The 26888-nt window shown below is 67.5% G+C and carries 24 protein-coding genes and 1 pseudogene; 13 read left to right on the top strand and 12 right to left on the bottom strand.

Annotated features, from left to right (window positions below; genetic code table 11):
- Positions 1 to 10 precede the first annotated feature (10 nt).
- The gene (locus tag WS75_RS10870; RefSeq protein ID WP_059680480.1) at positions 11 to 1768 is read right to left on the bottom strand and encodes an ABC transporter permease; all 1758 of its coding nucleotides are present in this window, start codon (positions 1766 to 1768) and stop codon (positions 11 to 13) included.
- A gap of 506 nt (positions 1769 to 2274) precedes the next feature.
- Between WS75_RS10870 and WS75_RS10865 the strand changes: the two genes are divergently transcribed.
- The gene (locus tag WS75_RS10865) at positions 2275 to 2541 is read left to right on the top strand and encodes a double-stranded DNA-specific endonuclease (RefSeq protein WP_014896379.1); all 267 of its coding nucleotides are present in this window, start codon (positions 2275 to 2277) and stop codon (positions 2539 to 2541) included.
- A gap of 49 nt (positions 2542 to 2590) precedes the next feature.
- On the opposite strand, the gene WS75_RS10860 is transcribed toward WS75_RS10865, so the two are convergent.
- Positions 2591 to 3907: an ATP-binding protein gene (locus WS75_RS10860; RefSeq protein WP_059680479.1), complete on the bottom strand. Its 1317-nt coding sequence runs from the start codon at positions 3905 to 3907 to the stop codon at positions 2591 to 2593.
- Positions 3891 to 4616, bottom strand: a complete 726-nt coding sequence (locus WS75_RS10855; protein ID WP_059680478.1) for a response regulator — start codon at positions 4614 to 4616, stop codon at positions 3891 to 3893. The genes WS75_RS10860 and WS75_RS10855 overlap by 17 nt, the downstream gene beginning before the upstream one ends.
- 224 nt (positions 4617 to 4840) lie before the next feature.
- Here WS75_RS10855 and WS75_RS10850 point away from each other — a divergent pair, with 224 nt between their 5' ends.
- A complete protein-coding gene (locus WS75_RS10850) occupies positions 4841 to 5392 on the top strand; it encodes a periplasmic heavy metal sensor (protein WP_059680477.1) in 552 nt (183 codons plus the stop codon).
- Between the two features lie 70 nt (positions 5393 to 5462).
- On the opposite strand, the gene WS75_RS10845 is transcribed toward WS75_RS10850, so the two are convergent.
- Positions 5463 to 6161, bottom strand: coding sequence for a pirin family protein (locus tag WS75_RS10845; RefSeq protein WP_059680476.1), 699 nt, complete (start codon positions 6159 to 6161; stop codon positions 5463 to 5465).
- 369 nt (positions 6162 to 6530) lie between these two features.
- Here WS75_RS10845 and WS75_RS10840 point away from each other — a divergent pair, with 369 nt between their 5' ends.
- The 4 genes from WS75_RS10840 (at position 6531) to WS75_RS10825 (ending at position 9732) form a co-directional block, all read left to right on the top strand.
- Positions 6531 to 7307: an ABC transporter substrate-binding protein gene (locus WS75_RS10840; RefSeq protein ID WP_059680627.1), complete on the top strand. Its 777-nt coding sequence runs from the start codon at positions 6531 to 6533 to the stop codon at positions 7305 to 7307.
- Positions 7308 to 7534: 227 nt separating this feature from the next.
- A complete protein-coding gene (locus tag WS75_RS10835; protein ID WP_044847743.1) occupies positions 7535 to 8224 on the top strand; it encodes an ABC transporter permease in 690 nt (229 codons plus the stop codon).
- Positions 8221 to 8934, top strand: coding sequence for an ABC transporter permease (locus WS75_RS10830; RefSeq protein WP_059680475.1), 714 nt, complete (start codon positions 8221 to 8223; stop codon positions 8932 to 8934). The genes WS75_RS10835 and WS75_RS10830 overlap by 4 nt, the downstream gene beginning before the upstream one ends.
- 18 nt (positions 8935 to 8952) lie before the next feature.
- Positions 8953 to 9732 carry an ABC transporter ATP-binding protein gene (locus WS75_RS10825; protein ID WP_059680474.1) on the top strand — a complete coding sequence of 260 codons (780 nt, stop codon included), beginning with the start codon at positions 8953 to 8955 and terminating at the stop codon, positions 9730 to 9732.
- Between the two features lie 55 nt (positions 9733 to 9787).
- Here the strand turns inward: WS75_RS10825 and WS75_RS10820 are convergent, their stop codons facing one another.
- Positions 9788 to 10285, bottom strand: a complete 498-nt coding sequence (locus WS75_RS10820; RefSeq protein WP_059680473.1) for a GNAT family N-acetyltransferase — start codon at positions 10283 to 10285, stop codon at positions 9788 to 9790.
- A gap of 136 nt (positions 10286 to 10421) precedes the next feature.
- On the opposite strand from WS75_RS10820, the gene WS75_RS10815 reads away from it, so the two are divergent.
- Positions 10422 to 11348 (top strand): LysR family transcriptional regulator, encoded by a 927-nt coding sequence (locus tag WS75_RS10815; RefSeq protein ID WP_059680626.1) that lies wholly within the window; start codon positions 10422 to 10424, stop codon positions 11346 to 11348.
- A 574-nt stretch (positions 11349 to 11922) separates the two neighbouring features.
- Entirely contained in the window at positions 11923 to 13002 is a 1080-nt protein-coding gene (locus tag WS75_RS10810) for a porin (RefSeq protein ID WP_059680625.1), read from the top strand.
- Positions 13003 to 13143: 141 nt separating this feature from the next.
- Here WS75_RS10810 and WS75_RS10805 read toward each other — a convergent pair whose 3' ends face one another.
- Entirely contained in the window at positions 13144 to 13482 is a 339-nt protein-coding gene (locus WS75_RS10805; protein ID WP_006398637.1) for a P-II family nitrogen regulator, read from the bottom strand.
- Positions 13483 to 13565: 83 nt separating this feature from the next.
- Positions 13566 to 15287 carry an NAD+ synthase gene (locus WS75_RS10800; RefSeq protein WP_059680624.1) on the bottom strand — a complete coding sequence of 574 codons (1722 nt, stop codon included), beginning with the start codon at positions 15285 to 15287 and terminating at the stop codon, positions 13566 to 13568.
- 109 nt (positions 15288 to 15396) lie between these two features.
- Here WS75_RS10800 and WS75_RS10795 point away from each other — a divergent pair, with 109 nt between their 5' ends.
- Positions 15397 to 16578, top strand: a complete 1182-nt coding sequence (locus WS75_RS10795) for a GNAT family N-acetyltransferase (protein WP_059680472.1) — start codon at positions 15397 to 15399, stop codon at positions 16576 to 16578.
- 39 nt (positions 16579 to 16617) lie between these two features.
- Here WS75_RS10795 and WS75_RS31870 read toward each other — a convergent pair.
- Positions 16618 to 16815: pseudogene (locus WS75_RS31870) on the bottom strand (fibronectin type III-like domain-contianing protein); the annotation flags it as partial.
- An 89-nt stretch (positions 16816 to 16904) separates the two neighbouring features.
- On the opposite strand from WS75_RS31870, the gene WS75_RS10790 reads away from it, so the two are divergent.
- On the top strand, positions 16905 to 17783 hold the full coding sequence (locus WS75_RS10790) for a GIY-YIG nuclease family protein (protein ID WP_059680471.1): 879 nt from the start codon (positions 16905 to 16907) through the stop codon (positions 17781 to 17783).
- A gap of 56 nt (positions 17784 to 17839) precedes the next feature.
- Here the strand turns inward: WS75_RS10790 and ppa are convergent, their stop codons facing one another.
- Positions 17840 to 18367, bottom strand: coding sequence for an inorganic diphosphatase (gene ppa / locus WS75_RS10785; protein WP_011885693.1), 528 nt, complete (start codon positions 18365 to 18367; stop codon positions 17840 to 17842).
- 410 nt (positions 18368 to 18777) lie between these two features.
- Between ppa and WS75_RS10780 the strand changes: the two genes are divergently transcribed.
- From WS75_RS10780 to WS75_RS10770, 3 genes are all read left to right on the top strand, one after another.
- A complete protein-coding gene (locus tag WS75_RS10780) occupies positions 18778 to 20217 on the top strand; it encodes an aldehyde dehydrogenase family protein (protein ID WP_059603720.1) in 1440 nt (479 codons plus the stop codon).
- Positions 20218 to 20292: 75 nt separating this feature from the next.
- Positions 20293 to 21051 (top strand): SDR family oxidoreductase, encoded by a 759-nt coding sequence (locus WS75_RS10775; protein WP_059680470.1) that lies wholly within the window; start codon positions 20293 to 20295, stop codon positions 21049 to 21051.
- Between the two features lie 128 nt (positions 21052 to 21179).
- The gene (locus WS75_RS10770) at positions 21180 to 22484 is read left to right on the top strand and encodes an MFS transporter (protein WP_059680469.1); all 1305 of its coding nucleotides are present in this window, start codon (positions 21180 to 21182) and stop codon (positions 22482 to 22484) included.
- Positions 22485 to 22589: 105 nt separating this feature from the next.
- Here the strand turns inward: WS75_RS10770 and WS75_RS10765 are convergent, their stop codons facing one another.
- From WS75_RS10765 to hemC, 3 genes are read right to left on the bottom strand one after another with little or no spacing between them, the layout of a single operon-like run.
- Positions 22590 to 23777, bottom strand: coding sequence for a heme biosynthesis protein HemY (locus WS75_RS10765; protein ID WP_059680468.1), 1188 nt, complete (start codon positions 23775 to 23777; stop codon positions 22590 to 22592).
- A 2-nt stretch (positions 23778 to 23779) separates the two neighbouring features.
- Positions 23780 to 25756, bottom strand: coding sequence for a fused uroporphyrinogen-III synthase HemD/membrane protein HemX (gene hemDX, locus WS75_RS10760; protein ID WP_059680467.1), 1977 nt, complete (start codon positions 25754 to 25756; stop codon positions 23780 to 23782).
- Positions 25756 to 26742, bottom strand: coding sequence for a hydroxymethylbilane synthase (hemC, locus tag WS75_RS10755; RefSeq protein WP_059680466.1), 987 nt, complete (start codon positions 26740 to 26742; stop codon positions 25756 to 25758). The genes hemDX and hemC overlap by 1 nt, the downstream gene beginning before the upstream one ends.
- Positions 26743 to 26888: the final 146 nt, after the last annotated feature.

The raw sequence follows: 26888 nt of genomic DNA, 5'->3' as shown, positions 1-26888 counted from the left end.
TCAATCGGTCTCAGTCGAGCCGCAGCTTCGCTTCGGCGAAGGCATACAGCGGGCGCCACAGCAGGCGGTTGAACAGGGTAACGAACAAGGACATCACGGCGATGCCCAGGATGATCTTCGGGAAGTCGCCGGCGGCGGTGGTCTGCGCGATATATGCGCCGAGGCCGTGCGCCTCGATCCTGGTCGTGCCCCACTGCACCGCTTCCGACACGATGCTCGCGTTCCACGCGCCGCCCGATGCGGTGATCGCGCCGGTCACGTAATACGGAAAGATGCCGGGCAGGATCGCCTGGCGCCACCACTGCCAGCCGCGGATCCGGAAGTTCGTCGCGGCTTCGCGATAGTCGTTCGGATAGGACGTCGCGCCCGCGATCACGTTGAACAGGATATACCACTGCGTGCCGAGCACGATCAGCGGCGACAGCCAGATATCGGGGTTCAGATGGAAGCGCGCGATCACGATCACGAACACCGGGAACAGCAGGTTCGCCGGGAACGCGGCCAGGAACTGCGCGAGCGGCTGCAGCTTCTCGGCGAGTTTCGGGCGCAGCCCGACCCACACGCCGACAGGTACCCAGATCACGGACGCGATCGAGATCAGCACGACCACGCGCAGCAGTGTGATGAGCCCGAGCACGATCACGTGGCCGACTTCGGCCATCGTCACGCCGGTCAACACGAAGCTGACGACACGCCACACGATATAGGCCGTGCCGAGCAGCAAGAACCCCGCCCACACGATGTCGACCGTGCGCGACGCCTGCTTCTCGACCTTGGGCAGCGCGAAGCGCATCGCGCCCGACAGCGGCAGACGCAGCGGAATCCGCGCGGCCTTCGCGAAGAACCAGCCGGCCGGCACGAGCAGTTGATGGATCAGGCGCGTACGGCGCACGAGGTCGAGCAGCCAGGATTGCGGCGCGTCGCCCGACGCGGTGTTCTCCATCCGGAACTTGTCGGCCCATGCGATCAGCGGGCGGAACAGGAACTGGTCATAGGCCAGGATCACCACCGTCATCGTCAAGATCACCCAACCGATCGCACCGAGGTTCTTGTCCGAGATCGCCTGGGCGAGATATGCGCCGATCCCGGGCAGCGTGATGGTCTGGTTGCCGACGGTGATGGCCTCCGATGCGACGACGAAGAACCAGCCGCCCGACATCGACATCATCATGTTCCAGATCAGCCCCGGCATCGAGAACGGCACCTCGAGCTTCCAGAAGCGCTGCCACGACGTCAGGTGGAAGCCGCGCGACACTTCGTCCAGATCGCGCGGCACCGTGCGCAGCGACTGGTAGAAGCTGAACGTCATGTTCCACGCCTGGCTCGTGAAGATCGCGAAGATCGCGGCCAGTTCGGCGCCGAGCACGCGGCTCGGGAACAGCGCGAGGAAGAACGTCACCGTAAACGAGATGAAGCCGAGCACCGGCACCGACTGCAGGATGTCGAGGATCGGGATCAGCACCATGCCGGCGCGGCGGCTTTTCGCGGCGAGCGTGCCGTAGATCAGCGTGAACGCGAGCGACGCGACCATCGCGGCGAGCATCCGCAGCGTGGTGCGCAACGCGTATTCGGGCAGGTTCGACGGATCGAGCGAGATCTTCTGGGTCTGAAGGGTCCCGATCGGCGCCATCGTTTCATGAAAGCCGACGACCGCCATCGCGATCAGGCAGATGATCAGCGGGAACGCGATGAAGTCCCACCGGTTCGGCAGAACGCGCCACGCGGACGCGTTTGCGGTCCGGTTCGGATTGAAGAATCCGACGTCCATCAGGCGCCCTCCCCGGTAAGGCCGAACGAAGCCGGCAGACGATGTTGATTCATGGCAAAGCGCACGGGCGCGGTAATTCGACGCGGTAATTCGATTGATTCACGATCTGACGCCGGCGCGAGGCGCCGTGCGTGCAGGCTGCGCTCCCGGCGCGACGAGTCGGGCCGCGACGGCACGACACTACACCAACCTGTATTTCAGGTTCAACCGTCCGGGGCCGGCGCGGCGCCGCGCGACGCGCGAACGGCGCACGGATCGTGCCCGGCACGCGGGCGAACGACAGGCGTGGGATACAGAGCAGCCCGACCGCGGTCCTCCGGCCGGCATGCAGGCCCCGAATTATGCCGTGATCTGGGCCGGCCGGGAACCCGCCAACCGCACGCGGACGCAAACCATGCCGGACGTCAGCGGACGATTGCGGCGAAGCAGGTATGATCGGGGCTAGCCCCCTGGCGTCGGTGTTGACCACAGCCGCCAGGGATCGACCGACCAGCGGGAGGAAGGGAATGGCAGGAAACTTGGTGATCGTCTGCCGCGATCAGGATGCCGATGCGTTCTACGAGCTGATGCAGGAGTATGGGTCGTTCCAGACGCGGCTGTCGTCGACGGCATGGTACCTGAACATGAACATCGTGCCGGAATCGCTGCAGGAGGAGATTCTGGAGCGCCTTGGCCGCTACACGACCGTCTATATCTTCGAGGCCACGAGCGTGACCTACAACACCATCGACAGCAACGCCGCCGAGACGCTCGGCACGCTGTTCGGCGAATGATGCCGCGCGGCGCCTGCCCGGCAGGCGCCGCATCCGCCGCATCCGCCGCTTATGCGGCCTGGGCGTGCAGTTCGTCCTTCGGCACCGCGTCGAACGGGAACGTCATCGCCACGCGCAGGCCGCCCTCGGGACGATTGCCGATCTCGCACGCCCCGCCCAGCCTCAGCACCAGCCGCTCGACGATCGCGAGCCCGAGCCCGCTGTGGCCATTGCCGCCGCGCGCGGGGTCGAGCCGCACGAACGGCCGCGTCGCGGCCGCGAGGTCGCGCGGCGCGATCCCGCCGCCGCTGTCGCTGACCGACAGCACGTAACCCGTCGGCGTACGCGCCGTCTCCACGAGCACGGGTGGCGCGCCGTACGCATGCGCATTGTCCAGCAGGTTCGAGAGGATCCGGTCGAGCGTCGCGGTCGGCAGGCGGAAACCTTCGTCGGCGGCCAGACGCGTCTGGACCGTCGGCGCGTTCGGTGCGACCGCGCGATAGCTGCGCGCGATCCGCTCGCAGGTCTGGTCGACCGGCACGGGCTCGCTGCGGTCCGCCCCGCCGTGCGCGAACACGAGGAACTGGTCGACGATGTGCGACATCGAGTCGACATCGCGCACCACACCGTCGCGCAGCCGCGCGTCGTCCATCATTTCCGCGCGCAGGCGCATCCGCGCGAGCGGCGTACGCAGGTCGTGCGCGACGCCGGCCAGCATCACCGCGCGATCGCTCTCGGCCTGCGACACCTGTTCCACCATCTGGTTGAAGCCGCGCGTGAGCTGGCGCAGCTCGCGCGGGCCGCGCTCGCGCAGCGGCGGCACCGGCTGGCCTCGGCCGAAGCGCGCGACCGCGCGCGCCAGCGAGCGCAGCGGCTGCTGCAGTTGCCAGGCCGCGAACAGCGCGGCGATCACGCCTGCCGAGAAGATCGTGCCGAGCCACAGCAGCATCCGGTCGAGCGAGCGCGGCGGGCGCAGCGGCTGCACTGGCACCACGATCCAGTTGCGGTCGGTCGGTTCCTTGACCCACAGCACCGGCGGATGGCCCGGCGCGCCGATCTCGACCCGAGTGCCGGCCGGCATGCGCTCGCTCACGTCGTCGCGGAAACGCTTGAGCGGCGCCGGCAGCTCCGAGCCTGCGCTCGTCGGCACGTCGGGACTGTCCGGCGACACCAGCCGCACCCGTGACGGCAGCGGCTGGTCAGGCGTGCGCTCGACGTGCTGGCGCACGGCGTCGACGAGGAAGGCGGCCTCCTCGACCGCGTAACGCGTCTGCATCTGGCTGCGCTCGAGGCGCATCGCGAAGAACCACGCGAAGTGCGACAGGAGCAGCACGCCGACGACCAGCAGCGCCAGCCGTCCGAACAGTGAATCAATGGGTTTGCGCATGGGCCTCGCCGTCGGGCACGAACACGTAGCCGCGCCCGCGGACCGTCTGGATGAAGCGCGGCGTCGACGGATCCGTTTCCAGGATGCGGCGCAGGCGCCACACCTGGACGTCGATGCCGCGGTCGGTGCCGTCGTACTCGGGCCCGTGCAGCAGCTCGAGCAACCGCTCGCGCGTGAGCGTGCGCAGCGAGTGGTTCACGAAGATCTTCAGCAGCGCGAATTCGCTGCTCGACAGCGTCGCCGGCTTGCCGTCGACCGACAGCGTGCGCGCCTGGAAGTCGAGCACGAAGCGGCCGAACGCGAACGGCTCGCGCTGCTCGGGCGCCGCCGCCGACGGCGTCGCCCGGCGGCGGCGCAGCACGGCCTGCACGCGCGCGAGCAGCTCGCGCGGGTTGAACGGCTTGCCGAGGTAGTCGTCCGCGCCGAGTTCGAGCCCGACGATGCGGTCGACGTCGTCCGCGCGCGCCGTCAGCATGATCACGGGGATGTCGTCGCCGGCCGCGCGCAGCTGGCGCAGCGCGGTCAGGCCGTCCACGCCGGGCATCATCAGGTCCAGCACGATCAGGTCGGGCCGCTCTCGCTCGAGACGCTTCTCGAGCGTCGCCGCGTCGTGCAGCACGGACACTTCCATCCCCTGGCGCACGAGATAGTCGCGCAGCAGGTCACGGAGTTCTTGGTCGTCGTCGACGATGAGGATCTGGGTAGTCATGGCTCGAAGTTTACCGCGCGAGCGCGGAGTCGAAGAACGTATCAAAGAAACGAAAGGGTTACTGCGGGTTACGACGCAAGGGAACTGTAATGCACCGTAACCCGGCAGCCACCCCACGTAACACCTGCCGGGGCACGCGCCGCTAACCTGCGTCTTACCGGATGCGGCACACGCGTCACCCGCGCACCGCATCGCCGGACCCTTTGGATACAGGAGTTTCTGAAATGTATAAGAAGACTTCCCGCGTGGCCATTGCGGCCGCCACCGTGCTCGCGCTCGCATTCGGCACCGCGCATGCCGCGCAGCCCAACGACATGCCGCCGCCGGGCGGCCCCGGCATGCACCAGATGCACGGCGACCATGACGGCGGCCCGTTCGGCGTGCTCATGAAATTGCACGATCAGCTGAAGCTCAACGCATCGCAAGAGCAGCAATGGCAGACGGCCGTCAACACGATGAAGCAGAACCATGAAGCGATGCGCAAGAGCCACGAGCAGATGCGCGAGCAATTCAAGGCGCAGCAGAATCAGCCGATCCTCGACCTGAACGCGATGCACGCCGCCCGCCAGCAGGCCGAGCAGCAGAATGCGCAACTGCGCGAGCAGAGTTCGGCCGCGTGGCTCGCGTTCTACAACGGACTGAACGACCAGCAGAAAACGACGGTCAGCACCGCGCTGAAGCAGCAGTTCGCGCGGATGGAGCAGCGTCACGAGAAGATGAAGGAACGCTGGCAGCAGCACCGCGCGGCCAAGGCCGCGTCGGCGCCGGCGCAGTAAGCCGGCGGGCCGCCTTCCCGGGCGGCATCGCAGGGGACGCGGGTACTCGGCCCGCGTCCCCTGTTTCGTTTCAGGCGACGTCGAACAGCAGCACCTCGGCCGCCCGGCCGCGCGCGAACGCAATCGCGTCCACCCCGGCGATCCGCGCGCCGTCGCCCGCGGCCAGTGCGTGGCCGTTGACTTCCACGTCGCCGCGCGCCACATGCACATAAGTACCGCGTCCGGCCGGCACGCTGAATTCCGCCTCCTCGTCGCCGTCAAGCAACCCCACGAAGATCCGCGCATCCGCACCGATCGACAGCGCGCCGTCGGCGCCGTCCGGCGACGCGACGAGCCGCAGACGGCCGCGCTTCTCGTCGTCGGCGAAATGCCGCTGAGCGTAACCGGGCCGCCCGCCGCGCTCGGCCGGCTGCAGCCAGATCTGCAGCAGATGCAGCACCCGGTCGCGCGACGCATTGGTTTCACCGTGCATGAGCCCCGTGCCGGCGCTCATCCGCTGGATGCCGCCGGCCCGCACGATGGCGCCGTTGCCAAGGCTGTCGCGATGCGCGAGCGCGCCGTCGAGCACGCAGGTGACGATTTCGAGATCGCGGCGCGGCTGCATCCCGAAGCCGCGCGTCGGCGCGATCCAGTCCTCGCTCAGCACGCGCAGCGCGCCGACCGGCGGATGCGCGGCCTCGGCATGGCCGACAAGCGGAAAGCTGTGACTCGACTCGAGCCAGCCTTGGCGCGTGTGACAGCGGTCGGCGGCGCGACGGATCTGGAACATGGGGCGGGCACTCCGGCAGGGCAGACATTCTTTCTTCGGGTTTACCTGCACTGTAGAGGCGCGCCAAGCGCGCCACAATCCGCCGTCCGCGCACCGCATCGTTGCGCTCACGAAACCAATCGGCGCAATACTCGTTGCGAATACCACGATTGCCGCAACGAGCGGATCGAAGAATCCATCGGTCACGCCGGATTGCCGTTTTCCGGGTATCGCGTTCGGGTAAAATACCGCCCTTTTGGCGTTCGCCCGTGCGGCGAGCGCCGTTGCCAGCGCGCCGAAACACGAATTTTGGCCGTCTAGAATACGCCGCGGCGCCCGGCCCGACCGGCCGCGAGCGCCCTCCCGGAAGTGAGCGACAAAAGGATGGAAATGAAGAAGGCCGCCCTGTGCGCCGCCCTCGCCCTCGTGGCGGGCAGCGCCTTCGCGAAAGAGTGGAAGACCGTGCGGATCGGCGTCGACGCCAGCTACCCGCCGTTCGAGTCGACCGCCCCGAGCGGCGAGATCGTCGGTTTCGACGTCGATCTCACCAAGGAAATCTGCAAGCGCATCAACGTGAAGTGCGTGTGGGTCGCGCAGGATCTCGACGGGATCATTCCCGCGCTGAAGGCGAAGAAGTACGACGTCATCGTGTCGTCGCTGACCGTCACGGACAAGCGTCGCGAGCAGATCGACTTCTCCGACAAGGTGTACGACGCACCCGCGCGGATGATCGCGAAGGCCGGCTCGCCGCTGCTGCCGACGGTCGCGTCGCTCAAGGGCAAGCACGTCGGCGTCGAGCAAGGTTCGACGCAGGAATCCTACGCGAAGGCGTACTGGGAACCGCAAGGCGTGACGATCATTCCTTACCAGAACCAGGACCAGGTCTATGCCGATCTCGGCTCGGGCCGCCTCGACGCGACGCTGCAGGATGAACTGCAGGCCGACTACGGCTTCCTGCGCACGCCGCGCGGCAAGGGCTTCGCGTTCGCCGGTCCGGAGGTGAAGGATCCGAAGACGATCGGCGACGGCACCGCGATCGGCCTGCGCAAGGAAGACACGGACCTGAAGCTCAAGATCAACAAGGCGCTGGCCGACATGCACAAGGACGGCACGTACGACCGGCTGTCGCACAAGTATTTCTCGTTCAGCGTCTACTCGGTTCGCTGAGCGCCGACAATGACGGGAAGCGGATGCGGGGGCGCCCCGCGTCCGGCAGTACAGGCAGTCAACCACGCGCCGCCCGCGCTGCGCCCGCCGCTCCCCGCGACGGGCTTGCCCGGCACCGTTGCCGGGGCGGACGGTCATGATACGCACGGGGCGTTCCGCGCAGCTTGGCGGGCGCGTCTTTCGCGGCGCACCGCGTGCGCCGTCCGGGACCACACCAGGGACCACATATGTTTCTACAAGGCTACGGCCCGCTGATCCTCGCAGGCACCTGGCAAACCGTCAAACTGGCGGTGCTTTCGCTCGCGCTCTCGTTCCTGCTGGGCCTGCTCGGCGCGGGTGCGAAGCTGTCGCGCAACCGCTTCACGAACGGCGCCGGCACCGTCTACACCACGCTGATCCGCGGCGTGCCCGACCTCGTGCTGATGCTGCTGCTGTTCTACAGCCTGCAGATCTGGCTGAACATGGCGACCGATGCACTCGGCTGGGACCAGATCGACATCGACCCGTTCCTCGCCGGCGTGCTCGTGCTCGGCTTCATCTACGGCGCGTACTTCACCGAGACCTTCCGCGGCGCGTTCCTGTCGGTGCCGCGCGGCCAGCTCGAGGCCGGCAGCGCGTACGGAATGACCAACTGGCAGGTGTTCACGCGGATCATGTTCCCGCAGATGATGCGCTTCGCGCTGCCGGGCATCGGCAACAACTGGCAGGTGCTCGTGAAGTCGACCGCACTGGTGTCGATCATCGGCCTCGCGGACGTCGTGAAGGCGTCGCAGGACGCCGGCAAGGGCACGCTGCGGTTCTTCTTCTTCACGCTGATCGCCGGTGCGGTCTACCTCGCCATCACGACGATCTCGAACTTCGTGCTGATGTGGCTCGAAAAGCGCTACTCGACCGGTGTCCGCAAGGCTGACCTATGATCGAACTCATCCAAGAATACTGGCGCAACTACCTCTACACCGACGGCTTCCGGATCACCGGCGTCGCGATCACGCTGTGGCTGCTGGTCGTGTCGATCGGCCTCGGCTTCTGCCTGTCGGTGCCGCTCGCGGTGGCCCGCGTGTCGAAAAGGAAGTGGCTGTCGAGCGCCGTGTGGCTCTATACGTACGTGTTCCGCGGCACCCCCCTGTACGTGCAATTGCTGCTCTGCTACACCGGCCTCTACAGCCTGCAGGTCGTGCGCGGCACGCCGCTGCTCGACGCGTTCTTCCGCGACGGGATGCACTGCACGCTGCTCGCGTTCACGCTGAACACCTGCGCGTACACCACCGAGATTTTCGCGGGCGCGATCAAGGCGACGTCGTACGGCGAGATCGAGGCCGCGCGCGCATACGGGATGTCCACCTTCACGATGTACCGCCGCGTCATCCTGCCGTCGGCGCTGCGCCGCGCGCTGCCGCTGTACAGCAACGAAGTGATCCTGATGCTGCACGCGACCACCGTCGCGTTCACCGCGACCGTGCCGGACATCCTGAAGATCGCGCGCGACGTGAACTCGGCGACCTACATGTCGTTCCACGCATTCGGGATCGCCGCCCTGCTCTATCTCGTGATCTCGTTCACGCTCGTGTGGCTGTTCCGCCAGGCAGAGCGTCGCTGGCTCGCGTATCTGCGCCCGCAAGGCAAGTAAGTTTTCGCAGGACTATTGATGAATTCCCAGACTCAGAAGCTTTTCGTCGACGATCTGCACAAGCGGTACGGCGACAACGAGGTGCTCAAGGGCGTGTCGCTGAAAGCGAACTCGGGCGACGTGATCAGCGTGATCGGCTCGTCCGGCTCAGGCAAGAGCACGATGCTGCGCTGTATCAACTTCCTCGAACAGCCCAATGCGGGCCGCATCTTCGTCGACGGCGAGGAAGTACGCACCGCCCTCGACAAGGCCGGCGCGCTGCGCGCGGCCGATCCGAAACAGTTGCAGCGCGTGCGCACCAAGCTGTCGATGGTGTTCCAGCACTTCAATCTCTGGTCGCACATGAACGTGATCGAGAACGTGATGGAAGCGCCCGTGAACGTGCTCGGCATTCCGAAGAAGGAAGCCGAGGAGCGTGCGCGCACGTATCTCGAGAAGGTCGGCCTCGCGCCGCGCGTCGAGAAGCAGTATCCGTCGCATCTGTCGGGCGGGCAGCAGCAGCGTGTCGCGATCGCGCGCGCGCTGGCGATGCATCCGGACGTCATGCTGTTCGACGAGCCCACGTCGGCGCTCGACCCGGAACTGGTCGGTGAAGTGCTGAAGGTGATGCAGAAGCTGGCCGAGGAAGGCCGCACGATGATCGTCGTCACGCACGAGATGGGCTTCGCGCGCAACGTGTCGAATCACGTGATGTTCCTGCACCAGGGGCGCGTCGAGGAAGAAGGCGTGCCGTCCGAGGTGTTCGGCAACCCGAAGAGCGAACGCCTGCGCGGGTTCCTGTCGGGTAGCCTCAAGTAACGCGCGCGACGCGCGACGACACGCGAACGGGCGCCATGCGGCGCCCGTCTTGCGTTTACACGACGTCCACCGGTGCGCCGTCGGCGAACGCGCGTAGCGCATCGCCCGCGAGCCGGTAGCGCACCCATTCGCTCTGCGGCGCGGCGCCGACGCTCTCGTAGAAACGGATCGCCGGCTCGTTCCAGTCGAGCACGCTCCATTCGAAGCGCCCGCATCCGTTGTCCACGGCGATGCGCGCAAGCGCCTTCAGCAGCCGCAACCCGGCACCCGCGCCGCGAAAGCGCGGCGATACGTACAGATCCTCGAGATAGAGCCCCTGGCGGCCGAGCCACGTCGAATACGAGAAGAAATACACGGCGAAGCCGGCCGGCTCGCCGTCGACCTCGCAGATCAGCGCGCGCGCCGGCGTTCCTTCGCCGAACAGGCTGCGCTCCAGCGACGCGGCCGTCGCGACCACTTCATGCTCCGCCTTCTCGTAGATGGCCAGCTCGGTGATGAAACGCAGGATTTGCGGCACGTCGGCGACGGTGGCGGAACGAATGTCGATTTGCACGGTGGGGAGCCCTCCTTCGGCCCGGACTGAAAACGGAATGCGGCACCCGCGCAAGCGCGCCTGGCGTCGGACAGATCGACATGCTACGTTCACGGCTCAACTGCAGGAAGTGCAGTTTCTTCATCCAGACATGAACATGATGCATCCCGACCTGCGCCGTCTCGACCTGAACCTGCTGCTCGCGTTCGACGCGCTGTACCGCCACCGGTCGGTCGCCGCGGCCGCGCACGAGCTGGCGATGAGCCCGTCCGCGCTGAGCCACGCGCTCACCCGGCTGCGCGACGCGATCGGCGATGCGCTGTTCGTGCGGCTCGGCAACGAGATGCAGCCGACCGTGCGCGCCGACGACATCGCCACATGGGCCGGCGATGCGCTCGACACGATGTCGAAGGGGCTCGCCCGCGCACGCCGCTTCGATCCCGCGCAAAGTGACCGCACGTTCGTGTTCGCTGCGAGCGACTACACGGCATTCGCCGTGCTGCCGGCGTTGCTCGCGCGCATCGAGCAGGTCGCGCCGCGGCTGCGGATCCGCGTCGTCCACTCCGACCGCAAGATCTCGATCGACGAACTCGCGGCCGGCCGGATCGACTTCGCGCTCGGCTATCACGAGGAGTCGGCCGCCGACGCGCCGGGTATCGAGGATTTCGACTGGTTCTCGGACGACTACGTCGTGATCGCGAGCGCCACGCATCCGGACGTCCACCGCCGACTGACGCTCGACCAGTACCTCGCGGCACGCCACGTGGTCGTCACGCCGTGGAACGAGTCGCGCGGCGTCATCGACTACGTGCTCGACCGGCTCGGCCTCGCACGGCAGGTCGCCGTGCAGTTGCCGAGCGTGCTGGCCGCACCGTTCGTGATCGCGGAATCGGGACTCCTGATGACGGTGCCGAACCGTGCCGCGCAGGCGCTGCGCCGCGCGGCGCCGATCCGCATCTTCCCCGCGCCGTTCGAGATCCCGCGCTACACGGTGAAGGTCTACTCGCACGCGAAGCACGCGCGCACCGACGCGCACCGGTGGCTTCGCACGCAATTGCTCGCTGCCCGGCCCGAGCCAGGTTGAGCCGGAAACGCTTGTACGGCGGGCCCTGCCACCCTGCCGCCCCACCGTTTCCGGCATCACTCCGGCAGCAGCAGGCCACCGCCTCCTTGTTACGAAATACTGACCAATTTTGCCGCTTCCGCGCTTACGCTCGCGCTCCGGCAACGTCAATAGTGGCAATCCTTGACCCATCGCCGCGGAATCCGTGTCTCCCTTGCCGGACAAGGGTTTTCCGGTAATCGACAGGCTCCGCGATGCCCGCCGCGCACCGTGTTGCATGGCAAATTGGCGACACGTGTTAGTCAAACAACGATTTCCATCGCCACAAAATTGTATTTTTGCTAAATTAGTAACCAAAGTAGCAAAACGAAGTTCGTGAAATGTAGTTTAGCTTCACGACACAACAAGGAGACCCCGCAAGCCGACCCGGCCGCGCGGGACCGCTCAACGGTTTTCCGTCCGCTTGCCCGCGTGCCGCGCTTACCGGCCCTGCACGAGGTCTCCCTGGTTATCCCGCTTTTCGCTTTTGCCCGGCGCTCGCTGCTCCGGGCATCTCGTGCAGTCTGGGTTGACTTTTTGACAGGGTATGGAGGAGATGATGAAGAAAGCTTTGGTCGCGGCCGCGCTGATGGCTGCTGGGGTGATTTCGGCGCACGCGCAGAGCAGCGTCACGCTGTATGGTCGCCTGGATGCCGGCCTCGAGTACCTGAACGGCCTGCAGAACGGCCACCAAGTGCGCGCCGAAAGCGGCGACTGGGGCACGAGCCTGTGGGGCTTGAAGGGCAGCGAGGACATCGGTGGCGGCAACAAGGTCCTGTTCCACCTCGAAGGCGCGTTTAACACGATGACGGGCGGCTTCAGCGGCTCGATCTGGGATCGTTTCGCGACCGTCGGTATTTCGAACGACCGCTACGGTACGCTGCTGCTGGGTCGCGAACTCGCGATCGCCAACGGCGTGTGGGACTTCGATCCGCTGGGCCAGTCGAGCTGGTCGTCGGCATCGCTCGTGCGCGGCCGCAACTGGAACAAGACCAGCAACAACGTGTCGTACCAGTCGCCGCAGTTCTACGGCCTCGACTTCTACGGCCAGTTCGCGTTCTCGAACTCGACCAGCTTCAACGGCAACACGACGGCCGGCCAGCCGGGTCGTGCAGCCGGCGCGCAGGTTACCTACACGAACTCGCTGTTCCAGTTGCGCGGCATCTACGACGAAACGCGCGACAGCAACGGCCGCTTCTCGGACGTGTTCAACTACTCGCGTGAATACTTCGCGGGCGTGAACGTGTTCCTCGGCCAGTTCAAGGTGCAGGCGGCCTACCAGTCGTCGCACGCGGACGGCAGCGGCGGCCCGGCCGTCAACAACGGCATCACCGGCACCCAGCAGGTCTGGGGTGGCGTGACGTGGCAGGCAACGCCGGCGGCAGCGCTGATCGCGGCCGTGTACCACGTGAACGCCAACCACGGCGGCGGCAACGCGAACATCTACACGGTCGGCGGCTCGTACAACATTTCGAAGCGCACGCTGTTCGACGTGCAGGTCGCGACGGTGCGCAACAGCTCGACGGCCAACTTCGGCCTGAACGCGAACGGCGCCGGCACGGCCGTCTCGACGGGCAACCCGCATCCGGGCGGCAGCCAGACCGGCGTCTACGCCGGCATCCAGCACCTGTTCTGATCAGGCGCCGTCCAGAGAACGATTCGACAACACTTTCCACGCTGCTGCGAGAGGCGCGTATCGGTGCGGTACCCACCCGGGTATCCGCACCGTTTTTTATTGGCGAGCCGGGATCGAGCGATCCACAGCCCGATGCGGTGCTCAGACCGCCGCTTCGTTCTCTTCGCCGGTGCGGATGCGGATCACGCGCTCGACGTCCGACACGAAGATCTTGCCGTCGCCGATCTTGCCCGTGCGCGCCGCGCCGATCACCGCATCGATCACCTGGTCGACCTGCGCTTCCGCGACGACCACCTCGATCTTCATCTTCGGCAGGAAGTCGACCACATATTCGGCGCCGCGATACAGCTCGGTGTGCCCTTTCTGGCGGCCAAAGCCCTTCACTTCCGTCACGGTCAGGCCGGTGAGGCCCACTTCGGCGAGCGCTTCGCGGACTTCGTCCAGCTTGAACGGCTTGATGATGGCGGTGATGCGTTTCATGATGGTTGTCCCTCAATGCTCGTTTGGATGCAAAATCGCGATCCCGATTGTAAGCCGGCCGGCCGCGTACGGCCCAGCACGGCTCAGTCGAGACGTTCGGTAAAGCGTGACGTGATCGGATAGCGCCAGTCGCGCCCGAATGCGCGATGCGTGACGCGAATACCGATCGGCGCCTGGCGGCGCTTGTATTCGTTGATCTTGATGAGCCGCGTCACGCGCGCGACGTCGGCCTGCGCATAGCCGGCCGCGACGATCTCCGCGAGCGGCCGGTCCTCCTCCATGTACATCCGCATGATCGCGTCGAGCACCTCGTACGGCGGCAGGCTGTCCTGGTCCGTCTGGTTCTCGCGCAGCTCGGCCGACGGCGCGCGCGTCAGGATCCGCTCGGGAATCACGTCGCGCAGCCCGTAGTCCGTCGTTGCGTTGCGATAGCGGCACAGCCGGTAGACCAGCGTTTTCGCGATGTCCTTGATCACCGCGAAGCCGCCGGCCATGTCGCCGTACAGCGTACAGTAGCCGACCGCCATCTCGCTCTTGTTGCCGGTCGTCAACACGATCGAGCCGAACTTGTTCGACAGCGCCATCAGCAGCGTGCCGCGAATGCGCGCCTGGATGTTCTCTTCCGTCGCGTCCTCGGCGCGGCCCGCGAATTCGCCCGCGAGCGCCGCACGGAACGCGTCGAACATCGGTGCGATCGCGATCTCGTCGTAACGCACGCCGACGCGCCGCGCCATCTCCGCCGCGTCGGTGGTCGAGATGTCGGCCGTGTAGCGCGACGGCATCATCACCGCGCGCACGCGCTCGGGCCCGAGCGCGTCGCAGGCGACCGCGAGCACCAGCGCCGAATCGACGCCGCCCGACAGCCCGATCAGCACGCCAGGAAATCCATTCTTGCCGATGTAGTCGCGCACGCCGGTCACGAGCGCGCGATAGACCTGCGCGTCGACCGACAGCTCGGGCGCGATCGCGCCGGGCAGCGGGCGCGGCCCGTCAAATTCGACGATCGCGTGCCCTTCGTCGAACTGCGGCATCTTCGCGACGAGCGCGCCCTGCGCGTCGAGCACGAACGAGCCGCCGTCGAACACGAGCTCGTCCTGGCCGCCGACGAGGTTCACGTACACCATCGGCAGCCCGGTTTCGTGGATCCGCGCGCGCAGGATGTCGATGCGCAGCGCTTCCTTGTTCATGTGATACGGGGAGCCGTTCGGGATCAGCAGCACCTGCGCGCCCGCAGCCTTCGCGATCTGTGCGGCCGACGCATGCCAGGCGTCCTCGCAGATGATCACGCCGTATCGGACGCCGTTGAGCTCGAACACGAGCGGCTCGGTGTCCGTCGCGAAGTAGCGCTTCTCGTCGAACACGTCTGCGTTCGGCAGATCCTGCTTGCGGTACGTACCGACGATCTCGCCGCCGACGATCAGCGACACCGCGTTGTAGGTGTCGGTCGGCGGCACGCCGCGCTCGATCGGGCGGTTTGCATTACCATCGACGGCTGGCGCGTGCGGATCGCCGCCCGACGCATCGCCGCCTGCGCTCCGCAACGGATGGCCGACCAGCACCGCGAGCCCGTCGAACGCGCGCAGCGCATCGGCGAGCGTGTCGAGCGCGGCGGCCGCCGCCGTGTAGAACGCGGGCCGCAGCAGCAGGTCTTCCGGCGGGTAGCCGGACAGCGCGAGTTCGGGCGCGATCATCAGGTGCGCACCATCGTTGTGCGCGGCGCGGGCGGCAGCGACGATACGCGCGACGTTGCCGGCGAAATCGCCGACGGTGACGTTGATCTGGGCGAGAGCGAGTCGGGTCTTCATGACGGGATCGGCGCAGCCCGGTGGCGCGCCCTGAACGGCTGACGAAATCATCCCGGACGCGGGCCACGGCGGCACGCATCCGGCGGCATCCAACAGTACGGATTCACGCTTGAAACACGAACGCATCGATTATCGCACGGGCATCCTGTCGTCCCCCGCGGAGGTGCCCGCCGACGAATGGAACGCACTGCTCGAGCGCGACGCGCAGCCGACGCCGTTCCTGCGCCACGAATTCCTCGACGCGCTGCACGTCGCACGCTGCGCGGTCGACGACACCGGCTGGTCGCCGCACTTCGTCACGCTGACCGACGCGCGCACGGGCCGGCTCGCGGCCGCCGCCCCCGTCTACGCGAAACAGCATTCGTACGGGGAATACGTGTTCGACTGGGCGTGGGCCGACGCGTATCAGCGCAACGACCTGCCCTATTACCCGAAGCTGCTGTGCGCGGTGCCGTTTACGCCCGTGCAGGGCACGCGCCTGCTCGCCGCCGACGACGACGCACGCCGCCGGCTCGCGGCCACGCTGCTGGCGTTTGCCGAGCAGAGCGACGTGTCGTCGCTGCACGTGCTGTTCCCGACCGGCGACGAAGCACGGCTGCTCGAGTCGATGGGGATGATGCTGCGCGAAGGCGTGCAGTTCCACTGGCTCAACGACGGCTATCGCGACTTCGACGACTTCCTCGGCACGCTCGAGCAGAAGAAGCGCAAGAACATCCGCGCGGAACGGCGCAAGGTGCGCGATGCCGGTGTCACGTTCCGGCGGCTCACCGGCGAGCAGATCACCGACGCCGACTGGCGCTTCTTCACGCGCTGCTATCGGCAGACCTACCGCGAGCACTTTTCGAGCCCGTACCTGAACCTCGACTTCTTCCGCGCGATCGGCGCGACGATGCCGGAGAACCTGCTGCTCGTGATCGCCGAGGCCGACGGAAAGCCGATCGCGAGCTCGCTCGCCGTATACCGGCGCGGCGCGAACGGCATCGGCGGCACGCTGTACGGCCGCTACTGGGGCGCGCTCGAACACGTGCCCTGCCTGCATTTCGAAACTGCCTACTACCAGTTGCTCGAGTTCTGCATCGAGGCCGGGCTCGACACGTTCGAGGGCGGTGCGCAGGGCGAGCACAAGCTCGCGCGCGGCTTCCTGCCGACCGTCACGCATTCCGCGCACTGGCTCGCGCACCCGGCGTTCTCCGACGCGGTCGCGCGCTTTCTCGAACGCGAGACCGAGCATATCCACGCGTACGTCGACGAGCTGCGCGAACACGATCCGTTTCGGCGGAGCGCCGGGTAGCATCGGCACATCTGGACAGCGACCATCTGCTCGTCCTCTTCAGCGCGCGGCGTGCGTCACCGTCCGCGACACCGCCTGCGGGTCGCACGACGACGCGGCCGCCGACAGCCAGTAAAGGCCTGCACCGATCCGCCACGCGTGCGCATTCGCCTCCCGGACCGCGAAGCGCTGCGCCGGCACCGCGATACTGAAGGTGCGCGCCTCGCCCGACCGCAGCGCAATCTTCGTCCAGCCGACGAGCCGCTTGAGCGACGGTCACGGCGATCGGTGGCGTTGACGCACGCCATTTCTGAGACACTGACGGCTTCGCATCCCGCCGCCTTCCCATGTCCTGGTTTCTGTATCTGATCGAGTGCGCCGATGACAGCGTCTACACGGGCATCACGACCGACGTTGCCGCGCGCTTCGACGAGCATGCGTCCGGCAAGGGCGCGCGCTATACGCGATCGCGCAAGCCGCGCGCCGTGCTCGCATCGTTCCCGCTGCCCGACCGGTCGATCGCATCGCGCGCCGAGTACTGGGTGAAGCGGCTCACGGCCGCGCAGAAACGCGAGCTGGCGGCCGGGATCAGGACGCTCGAATCGGTGTTGCCGGCCGGGATGTCGATCGACGGAAACGTCGACGCCGCCGAGCCGCAGGACGGCACACGCGGAAGGAAGAAGGTGAAGGTTACGGTGAAGCGCGCCGACATTGCGAACGAGCCGGCCGAAACCAAAAAGGCTCGCGATAAAGCCGCGAAGCGCGGAACTGCCGGGAAAAAGCCCGGGGCCGCGAAAACCCCGAAGAAAGCTCAAGCCGCAACGGCACCAACGTCGGCAAAAGCCTCGCCTGTCGCCTCGAAACGTGCGAGGACCGCCGACGACACGGAAGGGAAAAAGACCGCCGCGCGCGGGACGCCGGCAAAACGGGGCAAGCCAGTCGCGAACGCATCGCCGAAACGGAAAGCGGCGGCAACCGGCGCCAAGCCCGCCGCGGACGGACGCGCCGCCCCTGCTTCGTCCCCGGCGCGCGGGCGTTCGTCGGCAAGGAAGGGCGCCGCCGAAATCATCGAGGCCGTCGCGCCCCCCGTTGCCCCCGCACGCCGCGCAACGGAAGCGAAACGTGCGAAGACGGCGGCAAGTGCGGGCGCCCAGCCCGCTGCGGCCCGCAAGAAAACCGTCGCGCGCGCCATCCCGCGCGCAAAACAAAACCGCGCGGCCTCCTGAGGAGACACGCGCGGTTTGCGTTCCGAACGAACCGGCCGCGAGGCCGGCCTGCCGGCTTACTTCTTGTAGTTCGCGGCGCCGTCGGCGATTTCCTTGTGCGCGGCGTCGATGCCGGCCCAGCCTTCGACCTTCACCCACTTGCCCTTCTCGAGCGCCTTGTATTGCTCGAAGAAGTGCTTGATCTGGTCCTTCAGGTACTCGGGCACGTCGTCGATCGACTTCAGGTTCGCCGTCATCGGGCAGACCTTGTCGTGCGGCACGGCGACGAGCTTCGCATCGACGCCCGACTCGTCGGTCATCTGCAGCATGCCGAGCACGCGCGAACGCACGATCGAGCCGGCCAGCAGCGGGAACGGCGTGATCACCAGCACGTCGACCGGATCGCCGTCGCCCGACAGCGTCTGCGGGATGTAGCCGTAGTTCACCGGGTAGCGCATGCCCGTGCCGATGAAGCGGTCGACGACGAGGAGACCCAGCTCCTTGTCCGCCTCGTACTTCACCGGATCGCTTTGCGCGGGGATCTCGATGATCACGTTGAAATCGTGCGGCAGGTCCTTGCCGGCCGGAACATGATTGAAGCTCATAGCGCTCTCTGTTGGTCGATGGGAATTCAGGACAGGGCACCGCGGCCGGTGCACCGCCGCGGGCGTCCCCGCAGGGAATGCGCCATTATAGCCAATCGACCGGTGGCGTCCGGATGACGATCGGCGCGATAATCGTTCCGGATGTCCGACCGCCGAACCACGGGCGACGTTGCATGGAATCCGGGTAACTGCTGAAGCACCGACAGATTTGCATGGGACCGGACCAAGCGCTGAAATGGCAACTCCGGTCGACCGCGAAGCATGGGACCCGAGTAAGCGCTAAAGGGCTAACTTGGGTCGACCGCGAAGCATGGGACCCGAGTAGGCGCTAAAGGGCTAACTTGGGTCGACCGCGAAGCATGGGACCCGAGTAAGCGCTAAAGCGCTAACTCGGGTCGACAGGAGCAGGCATGGAAGAGGCGAAGCACTTCATCGCAGGCGAATGGACGTTGCCCGCGCAACTGGAGACGATTCCGGTCGTCGACCCGTCCGACGGCCAGCCATTCGCAACGATCGCGCGCGGCACCGCGCCCGACATCGAGCGCGCGGTCGCCGCGGCCCGCGACGCATTCTCGGGCCCGTGGGGCGCGGCGAGCGCCGCCGAGCGCGGCCGCGTGCTGATGCGGCTGTCCGCGCGCGTCGCCGACCACCTCGAGGAACTCGCAGCGATCGAGGCGCGCGACACCGGCAAGCCGTTGAAACAGGCGCGTGCCGACGCCGCCGCGCTCGCACGCTACTTCGAGTTCTACGCGGGCGCCGCCGACAAGCTGCACGGCGAAACCCTCCCCTATCAGGCCGGATACACGGTGCTGACGGTGCGCGAGCCGCACGGCGTCACCGGCCACATCGTGCCGTGGAACTACCCGATGCAGATCTTCGGGCGCAGCGTCGGCGCGGCGCTCGCGGCCGGCAACGCATGCGTCGTGAAGCCGGCCGAGGATGCGTGCCTGTCCGTGCTGCGCGTGGCCGAGCTGGCCGCCGAAGCCGGGCTGCCGTCCGGTGCGCTGAACGTCGTCACCGGCTACGGCCATGAAGCGGGCGCCGCGCTTGCGCGCCATCCCGGCATCGACCACATCTCGTTCACCGGCTCGCCCGCGACCGGCAAGCTGGTCACACAGATGGCCGCGGAGAACCATGTCCCCGTGACGCTCGAGCTCGGCGGCAAGTCTCCGCAGATCGTGTTCGCCGACGCCGATCTCGACGCGGCGCTGCCCGTGCTCGTGTCGGCGATCGTGCAGAACGGCGGGCAGACCTGCTCGGCCGGCAGCCGCGTGCTGATCGAGCGCGCGGTCTACGAGCCGCTCGTCGAACGGCTCGCCACCGCCTTCAACGGGCTGCGGGTCGGCCCGAGCCGCGCGGATCTCGACTGCGGCCCGCTGATCAACGCGAAGCAGCAACAACGCGTGTGGGATTTCCTCTCCGATGCGCAGCACGACGGCATTCCGATGGCCGCGCACGGCCAGGTCGTCGCCGAGGCGCCCGAAAGCGGCTTCTACCAGGCCCCAGCGCTGCTGCGCGACGTGCCGCCGTCGCACCGCCTCGCGCAGGAGGAAGTGTTCGGCCCGGTGCTTGCCGCGATGCGTTTCGTCGACGAAGACGAAGCGATTGCGCTCGCGAACGGTACGCCCTACGGCCTCGTCGCGGGCATCTGGACCCGCGACGGCGCACGCCAGCTGCGTCTCGCGCGCCGCCTGCGCGCGGGCCAGGTATTCGTCAACAACTACGGAGCCGGGGGCGGCGTCGAGCTGCCGTTCGGCGGCGTCGGCCACTCGGGGCATGGTCGCGAGAAAGGCTTCGAGGCGCTATACGGCTTCACCGCCCTGAAGACGATCGCGATCCGGCACGGCTGAACCAGACGAACGCGGCCGGCCACGACCGGCCCCGCACCGAAATACCACGCACGCTTCCAACACAGGAGACACATCATGCGGCTGAGCGGCAAGACGGCCATCGTCACGGGCGGCGGTTCAGGCTTCGGCGAGGGCATCGCGAAGACCTATGCACGAGAAGGCGCGAACGTCGTCGTCAACGACCTGAACGGCGCAGCGGCCGAGCGCGTCGCGAGCGAGATCGCGCTGGCGGGCGGCAAGGCGATCGCGGTCGCGGGCGACGTGTCGAAGGACGCCGACTGGCGCGCACTGCTCCAGGCCGCGCTCGACGATTTCCATTCGGTGCAGATCGTCGTGAACAACGCCGGCACCACGCACCGCAACAAGCCGGTCCTCGACGTGACGGAAGCCGAGTTCGACCGCGTGTATGCCGTCAACATGAAGAGCCTGTTCTGGAGCGTGCAGACGTTCGTGCCGTATTTCCGCACCCAGGGCGGCGGCGTGTTCGTGAACGTCGCGTCGACGGCCGGCGTGCGGCCGCGCCCGGGCCTCGTCTGGTACAACAGCACGAAGGGCGCGATGATCACCGCGAGCAAGTCGCTCGCGGCCGAGCTCGGCGCCGACCGCATCCGCGTGAACTGCATCAACCCGGTGCTCGGCGAGACGGGCCTGATGACCGAGTTCATGGGCTGCGAGGACACACCGGAGAATCGCCGCCGGTTCCTGGCGACGATTCCGCTCGGCCGCTTCTCGACGCCGCAGGACATCGCGAACGCGGCCTTGTACCTGGCGTCCGACGAAGCCGAGTTCGTCACCGGCGTGTGCCTTGAAGTCGACGGCGGGCGCTGCATCTAGCCGCACCGCCGCAATTGCGCGCACCGGCATCGCCGGCCGGCGCCGCATCCAAGCATCATCATCGCTTCGCACGACCGGATCGGGCGCCGACGCGCCGGCTCCGGACAACGACAAGAACTGGAGACAACATGGCAACATCGACGCAATCGCTGCCGGGCTCGTCCGGCACATTCGAGGAAGCAACCTACCGCAAGGTGTCCTGGCGACTCACGCCGCTCCTGCTGCTGTGCTACGTGGTCGCGTATCTCGACCGCGTGAACGTCGGCTTCGCGAAGCTGCAGATGGCGAGCGACCTGAATCTCAGCGACACGGTCTACGGGCTCGGCGCCGGGATCTTCTTCTTCGGCTACTTCCTGTTCGAAGTGCCGAGCAACATCATCCTGCACAAGGTCGGCGCGCGCGTCTGGATCGCGCGCATCATGGCGACGTGGGGCGTGATCTCGATCCTGACGATGTTCGTCACGACGCCCGCGATGTTCTACGTGATGCGCTTCCTGCTCGGCGTCGCCGAAGCCGGCTTCTTCCCCGGCGTGATCCTGTACCTCACCTACTGGTATCCCGCGCACCGGCGCGGCCGGATGACGACGTTCTTCATGACGGCGGTCGCCTTGTCCGGCGTGATCGGCGGGCCGCTCTCCGGCTTCATCCTGAAGGCGTTCAACGGCGTGAGCGGCTGGCACGGCTGGCAATGGCTGTTCCTGCTTGAAGGGATCCCGTCGGTGCTGGCCGGCGTGCTCGTATTCTTCGCGCTCGACGACCGGATCGCGAAGGCCAAATGGCTCACCGACGACGAAAAGGCGCTGCTCGCGCGCAACGTCGACGCGGAGGAAGCGACCAAGGAAGACCTGCCGCTCGGCGCGGTGATGGCAAGCCCGCGCGTGTGGCTGATGGCGCTCATCTACTTCTCGTTCGTGATGGGACTGTACGGCGTCGGCTTCTGGCTGCCGACGATCATCAAGGCGACCGGCGTGACCGACACGTTCATGATCGGCCTGCTGTCGGCGGTGCCGTATGCGGCGGCGGTGGTCGCGATGATTCTGATCGCGCGCAGCGCGGACAAGCGGCGCGAACGACGCTGGCACCTTGCGATTCCGGCCGCGTTCGGCGCGCTCGGGCTCGTGCTGTCGGTGATATGGGCGCACCAGACGACGCTCGCGATGCTCGGCCTCACGCTCGCGACGATGGGCATCCTGACGACGCTGCCGCTGTTCTGGAGCCTGCCGACCGCGTTCCTCGGCGGCGCGGCAGCCGCAGCGGGCATCGCGATGATCAACTCGATCGGCAACCTCGCGGGCTTCCTGAGCCCGTACTTGATGGGCTGGCTCAAGCAGGCGACCGGCGCCAACGACGCGGGCATGTACATGCTCGCCGCGTTCCTCGTGCTCGGCGGGCTGCTCGCGCTGTCGGTGCCGAAGCGGCTCGTCGACAAGTGACGCGGCACGCGACGACGTGCCTGCCGCAGGGCAATACATGAAAAAGCCCCGAAGGCCGGTTGGCGTTCGGGGCTTTTTGACGCGCGGCGGGCAAGCGCCGCCGCGTCAGACCACGGTGATCGCGAGCGCGCTTTCGCGGTAGTGCTTCGCCGCCTTGTCGGTTTCGCCAAGATGCTCGAACAGGCGTGCGAGCGCACGGTGCGCACGCACCTTCAGCGCCTCGTTGTCGGCCTGCTTCAACGCGGCTTCGAGGAACGACTGCGCCTTGCCCCACAGCTGCTGCTGCTGGCAGAGACGGCCGAGCGCGAACAGCAGGTCGGCATCGTCCGGGTGATCCTTCTTCCAGCCTTCGGCCTTCTGGATCAGCGGCAACGCATCGCCGCCGGCCGTATCCGGATAGCGGCGCAGCAGGCGCGCATCCCAGTTGTGCGCGAGCGCCTCTTCGACGATGCGGCGCGCTTCGGTGCGGCGCTCGAGCGTCACCAGCAGGTCGGCCGCGAGATCGGCCAGGCGCGGCGACTGGCGCTCGAGCGGCGACAGCGACTGCCACACCTCGAGCAGCGCGTCCGGGTCATGCCGGCGTTCGCGCAACAGATTCTCCGCCGCCTGCTGGCGCAGCCGCACGGCCGCAGCCGGATGCAGCGCCTCGCGCTTCTCGAGTGCCTTCGCGAGCTTCAGCACCTCGGCCCAGTTCTTCAACTGTTGCTGCGCGCGCAGGGCGACCTGCTGCGCATGGATACGCTTGCCGCCCGCCTGCAGGTCGGCCAGCGCGGCGAGCGCACCGTCGGCATCGCGTGCATCCGCGCGCATGTCGGCCGCGGCAAGCAGCCGTGCATCCTGCCATTCCGGTGCGTCGACCTTCGACAGCCAGTCGTCGCGACGCGTGTACTCGTGCATCCGGTGCGCGGCGGTCGCCGCGACGAGACTTGCAGCGCCCTGGTTCGCATCGACCGCGAGCGCATCGCGCGCGGCCTTCTCGGCGCGCGAGAAGCGGCCTGCGTACAGGTTCGCGATCGCATCGCGCAGCGACGCCTGTGCCTTTTCGTTGCGCGAACGCGCACGATAGGCGGCGACCCGCTGCGGCATGCGCCAGATGTTGCGCACGATGCGCAGCAGCGCGTAGACGACGATGAACAACACGACGATGGAGATCACGAACAGGTTCAGCGACACGTCGACCCGGTACGGCGGATAGACGAGCAGCACCTGCCCCGCGTCGAAACGGCCGACGGTGGCGAGTGCCGCGGCGATCGCGAACAGGATCGCGAGCCAGACGATTCCTCGAAGCGTCATCGTTACCCCCGACTCTTGAACTGCTGAACGGCGTTCAGGCTCGTGTTCAGGTTCGGCACGGCGACCGTCAGCGATGCGCCGTCGACCTGCTTGAGCAGATCCTCGACGGTTTGCGTGTCCCTCGATGCCTGGTCGAAATACTTGCCGAGCGCGGCCTGCGCCGCATGCAGGTCGGCCTTCATCGCGCCGTCGTTGCGCGCGAGCAGCGACAGCCGCGCGGTGAGCAGGCGCAGCTTCACGTTCTCGCGCACGAAGTAGCCCTGGTCGGGCGATGCGAGCATCGCGTCGGCGTTGTCGATCCGGCGCACCTGCACGAGGCCCTTCAACTGCTGGCCGAGCCCCGTCGAGAAGTCATGCCACCACACCTTCCAGCGCGGCTCGCCGGCCACGGACGCAGCCGACGACGCGGCGTCGGCCGGCACGGCCTTCGGCGCCGCGTGCGGGACGATCGCCTCGCCCGACAGCGGCAGCGCGTCGATCTTCGCGATCGCGTCGTCGAGCTTGATCGCGAGGCCCGTGAGGTCGGCCGACGGTGCGGCTTTCAGCTTCTCGATGTCCTGCGCGAGCGCCTTGCGCACCGTGACGGCCTGCGCGCTCTGCGACGTCGCGAGGCGCGCATCGGCATTCTGCAGCGCGATCAGCGCGAGTTGCGTGTTCCCCGTCAGCTGCAGCTGCTGGCTCGCGCTCGACAGCATCTGGTCGACTTCCTCGAGCATCCAGGCGTCGCGGTTGCGCGACAGGTCCTGGTATTGCTGCTGCAGCGCCTGCTGCGCGCTCTGCGCGTCGGCGAGCTTGCCGTCGAGCTGCGCGAGCTGCGTGTCGACCTGATGCGTGCTCGCGAGCGCCTGCTCCGTCTTCGTGCGGGTCTCGGCCGTCTGCGCATCGAGCGCCTTCTGGCGCGCGACGAACGAATCGTCGAGCCGGTCGACCTTGCGGTTCAGCGCATAGCCGCCCACACCCGCCGCGCAGCCGAGCACGACGACGACGAACCACAGCGCCGCGCTGCCGCCGCGCCGCGCATGCGGCTCGGACGCGAGATAAGGAGGACTGGACGGCGGTGCGGATGCAGCGGCCGGCTGGGAAGCGACGCCTTTGGAATCGTTGGTATCTGTCATGCGTTTAGTCACCGGTGCGGCTGTCGCCGGTTGGACGGCCTCGTCGGCCATCGTTCGAAACGCGCGGACGATGCGCTCATCGCCCGCGCCGGTCAGCGTAATCCTATCAAAACCCAGTGCGCGCGCGGTCTGCTCGATGCGCGGGTGCGGCGTCACGAGCGGCGCATGCTTCAGCGCCTCGATCTCGGCGTCGTTCAAATGCGTGCGCGCGAGTTCGTGCAGGTTGCGCACGCCCTCCGAGCTCGTGACGAGCCACGCGTGCGGCGCGCCGGCGAGCAGCGCATGCACGCGCTCCCACGCGCCGATGCGCGGCTCGGGCACGACGCGCCGGTACGCGGCGACCAGCGTGACCTCCGCGCCGGCTTCGCGCAGCCGCTCGGCGAGCCATTCGCGACCGCCGTCGCCGCGCACGATCAGCACGTGCTGGCCGGCGAGCGCTTGCGCGCCGCCGAACGCGGTCTCGATGCTCGCGAACAGGTTTTCCGAATCGTAATGCGGGACGCCGTCATCGGCGAGCGCCTGCGGCGCGATCACGCGATGCGCGGGCGCCGCGATGCCGTGGCGCGCGAGCGCCGCGACGCTGCCGGGGCCGACGACACCGATCGGCAGCGCATTCGGCCAGATCGCGCCGTACTGCGCGAGCGCGCGGTCGATCGCGTTCGGCGACACGAAGATCACGAGCGCGTAACGCCCAAGCGCCGCGAACGCGGCGTCGAGCGGCGCCGGATCGTCGACCGGCGCGATGTCGATCAGCGGAAATTCGAGCACGTCGCAACCGGCCTCGGCCAGTTGGGCCGCAAGCGCGGCCGACTGGCCGTCCGGGCGCGTCAGGACGGCGGTGAACGCGCGCGCGCCGCCCGCCATCAGGCGTCGCCCTTGCCGGCCTGCGAGCCGGCGAGCAGCGCGTTGACGATGTCGCGCGCGCCCTGCGCCTCGAGCTCGTCGGACACCGCGCGGCCGAGCGCGACCGCATCGGCGACGGTCATGACCGCACCGCACTCCTCAGCGGTCAGCACGCGCTGTCCGTCGGTCGTCGACACGCGGCCCGTCAGGTACAACTCGCCCGCGCGCCACACCGCGTGGGCGGCGAGCGGCACCTCGCAGCTGCCGCCGAGCGCGCGCGACACCATCCGCTCGGCCTCGACCGCGAGCGCGGTCCGCGGGTCGTGCAGCGGCGCGAGCCATCCGGCCACGTCGGTGCGACGCGCGGCAATTTCGATGCCGAGCGCGCCCTGGCCGGCGGCCGGCGGGCTGTCCTCGACGCCGATAAGCGCACGGATTCGCGCTTCGAGGCCAAGGCGCTTCAGGCCCGCGGCCGCGAGAATGATCGCCGCGTAGTCGCCGCGATCGAGCTTCGACAGGCGCGTGTCGAGGTTGCCGCGCAGCGGCAGCACGTTCAGGTGCGGATAACGCGCACGCAGCATCGCCTCGCGGCGCAGGCTCGACGTGCCGACGACCGCGCCGGCAGGCAGCGCGTCGAGCGACGCGTAGTCGTTCGACACGAACGCGTCGCGCGGATCCTCGCGCTCCATGATCGCGGCGAGCGCGAAGCCGTCGGGAAGCGCCATCGGCACATCCTTCAGCGAATGCACGGCCAGGTCGGCGCGACCGTCGGCCAGCGCATTCTCCAGCTCCTTCACGAACAGGCCCTTGCCGCCGACCTTCGACAGCGTGCGATCGAGAATCTGATCGCCACGGGTCGTCATCCCGAGGATTTTCACGTCACAAGCTGGATATAATTTGCGCAGCGCATCACGCACATGTTCGGCTTGCCACATCGCCAGGCGGCTCTCGCGCGAAGCAATCGTCAGCGTCACGGGGGATTGTGCCGAAGAGATCTCGGAATTCATTGCAGGAACAATCGAAGGACGGGATTGAAGATCGAACAATGGTAGCACGCACGCCCCGGCCCGCCCGGGCCGGGCACCTGCGCCCGCCGCGCTTCGGCGCCGGCGGCGACACCGATGCGTGGATGTGCCGCACGTAGCTGGTTGCT

This window comes from Burkholderia sp. FL-7-2-10-S1-D7 (genome assembly GCF_001524185.1).
Lineage (GTDB): Bacteria > Pseudomonadota > Gammaproteobacteria > Burkholderiales > Burkholderiaceae > Burkholderia > Burkholderia diffusa.
Note: the sequence above shows the minus strand (reverse complement) of the source record. Positions and strands in the feature narration are given on the sequence as shown.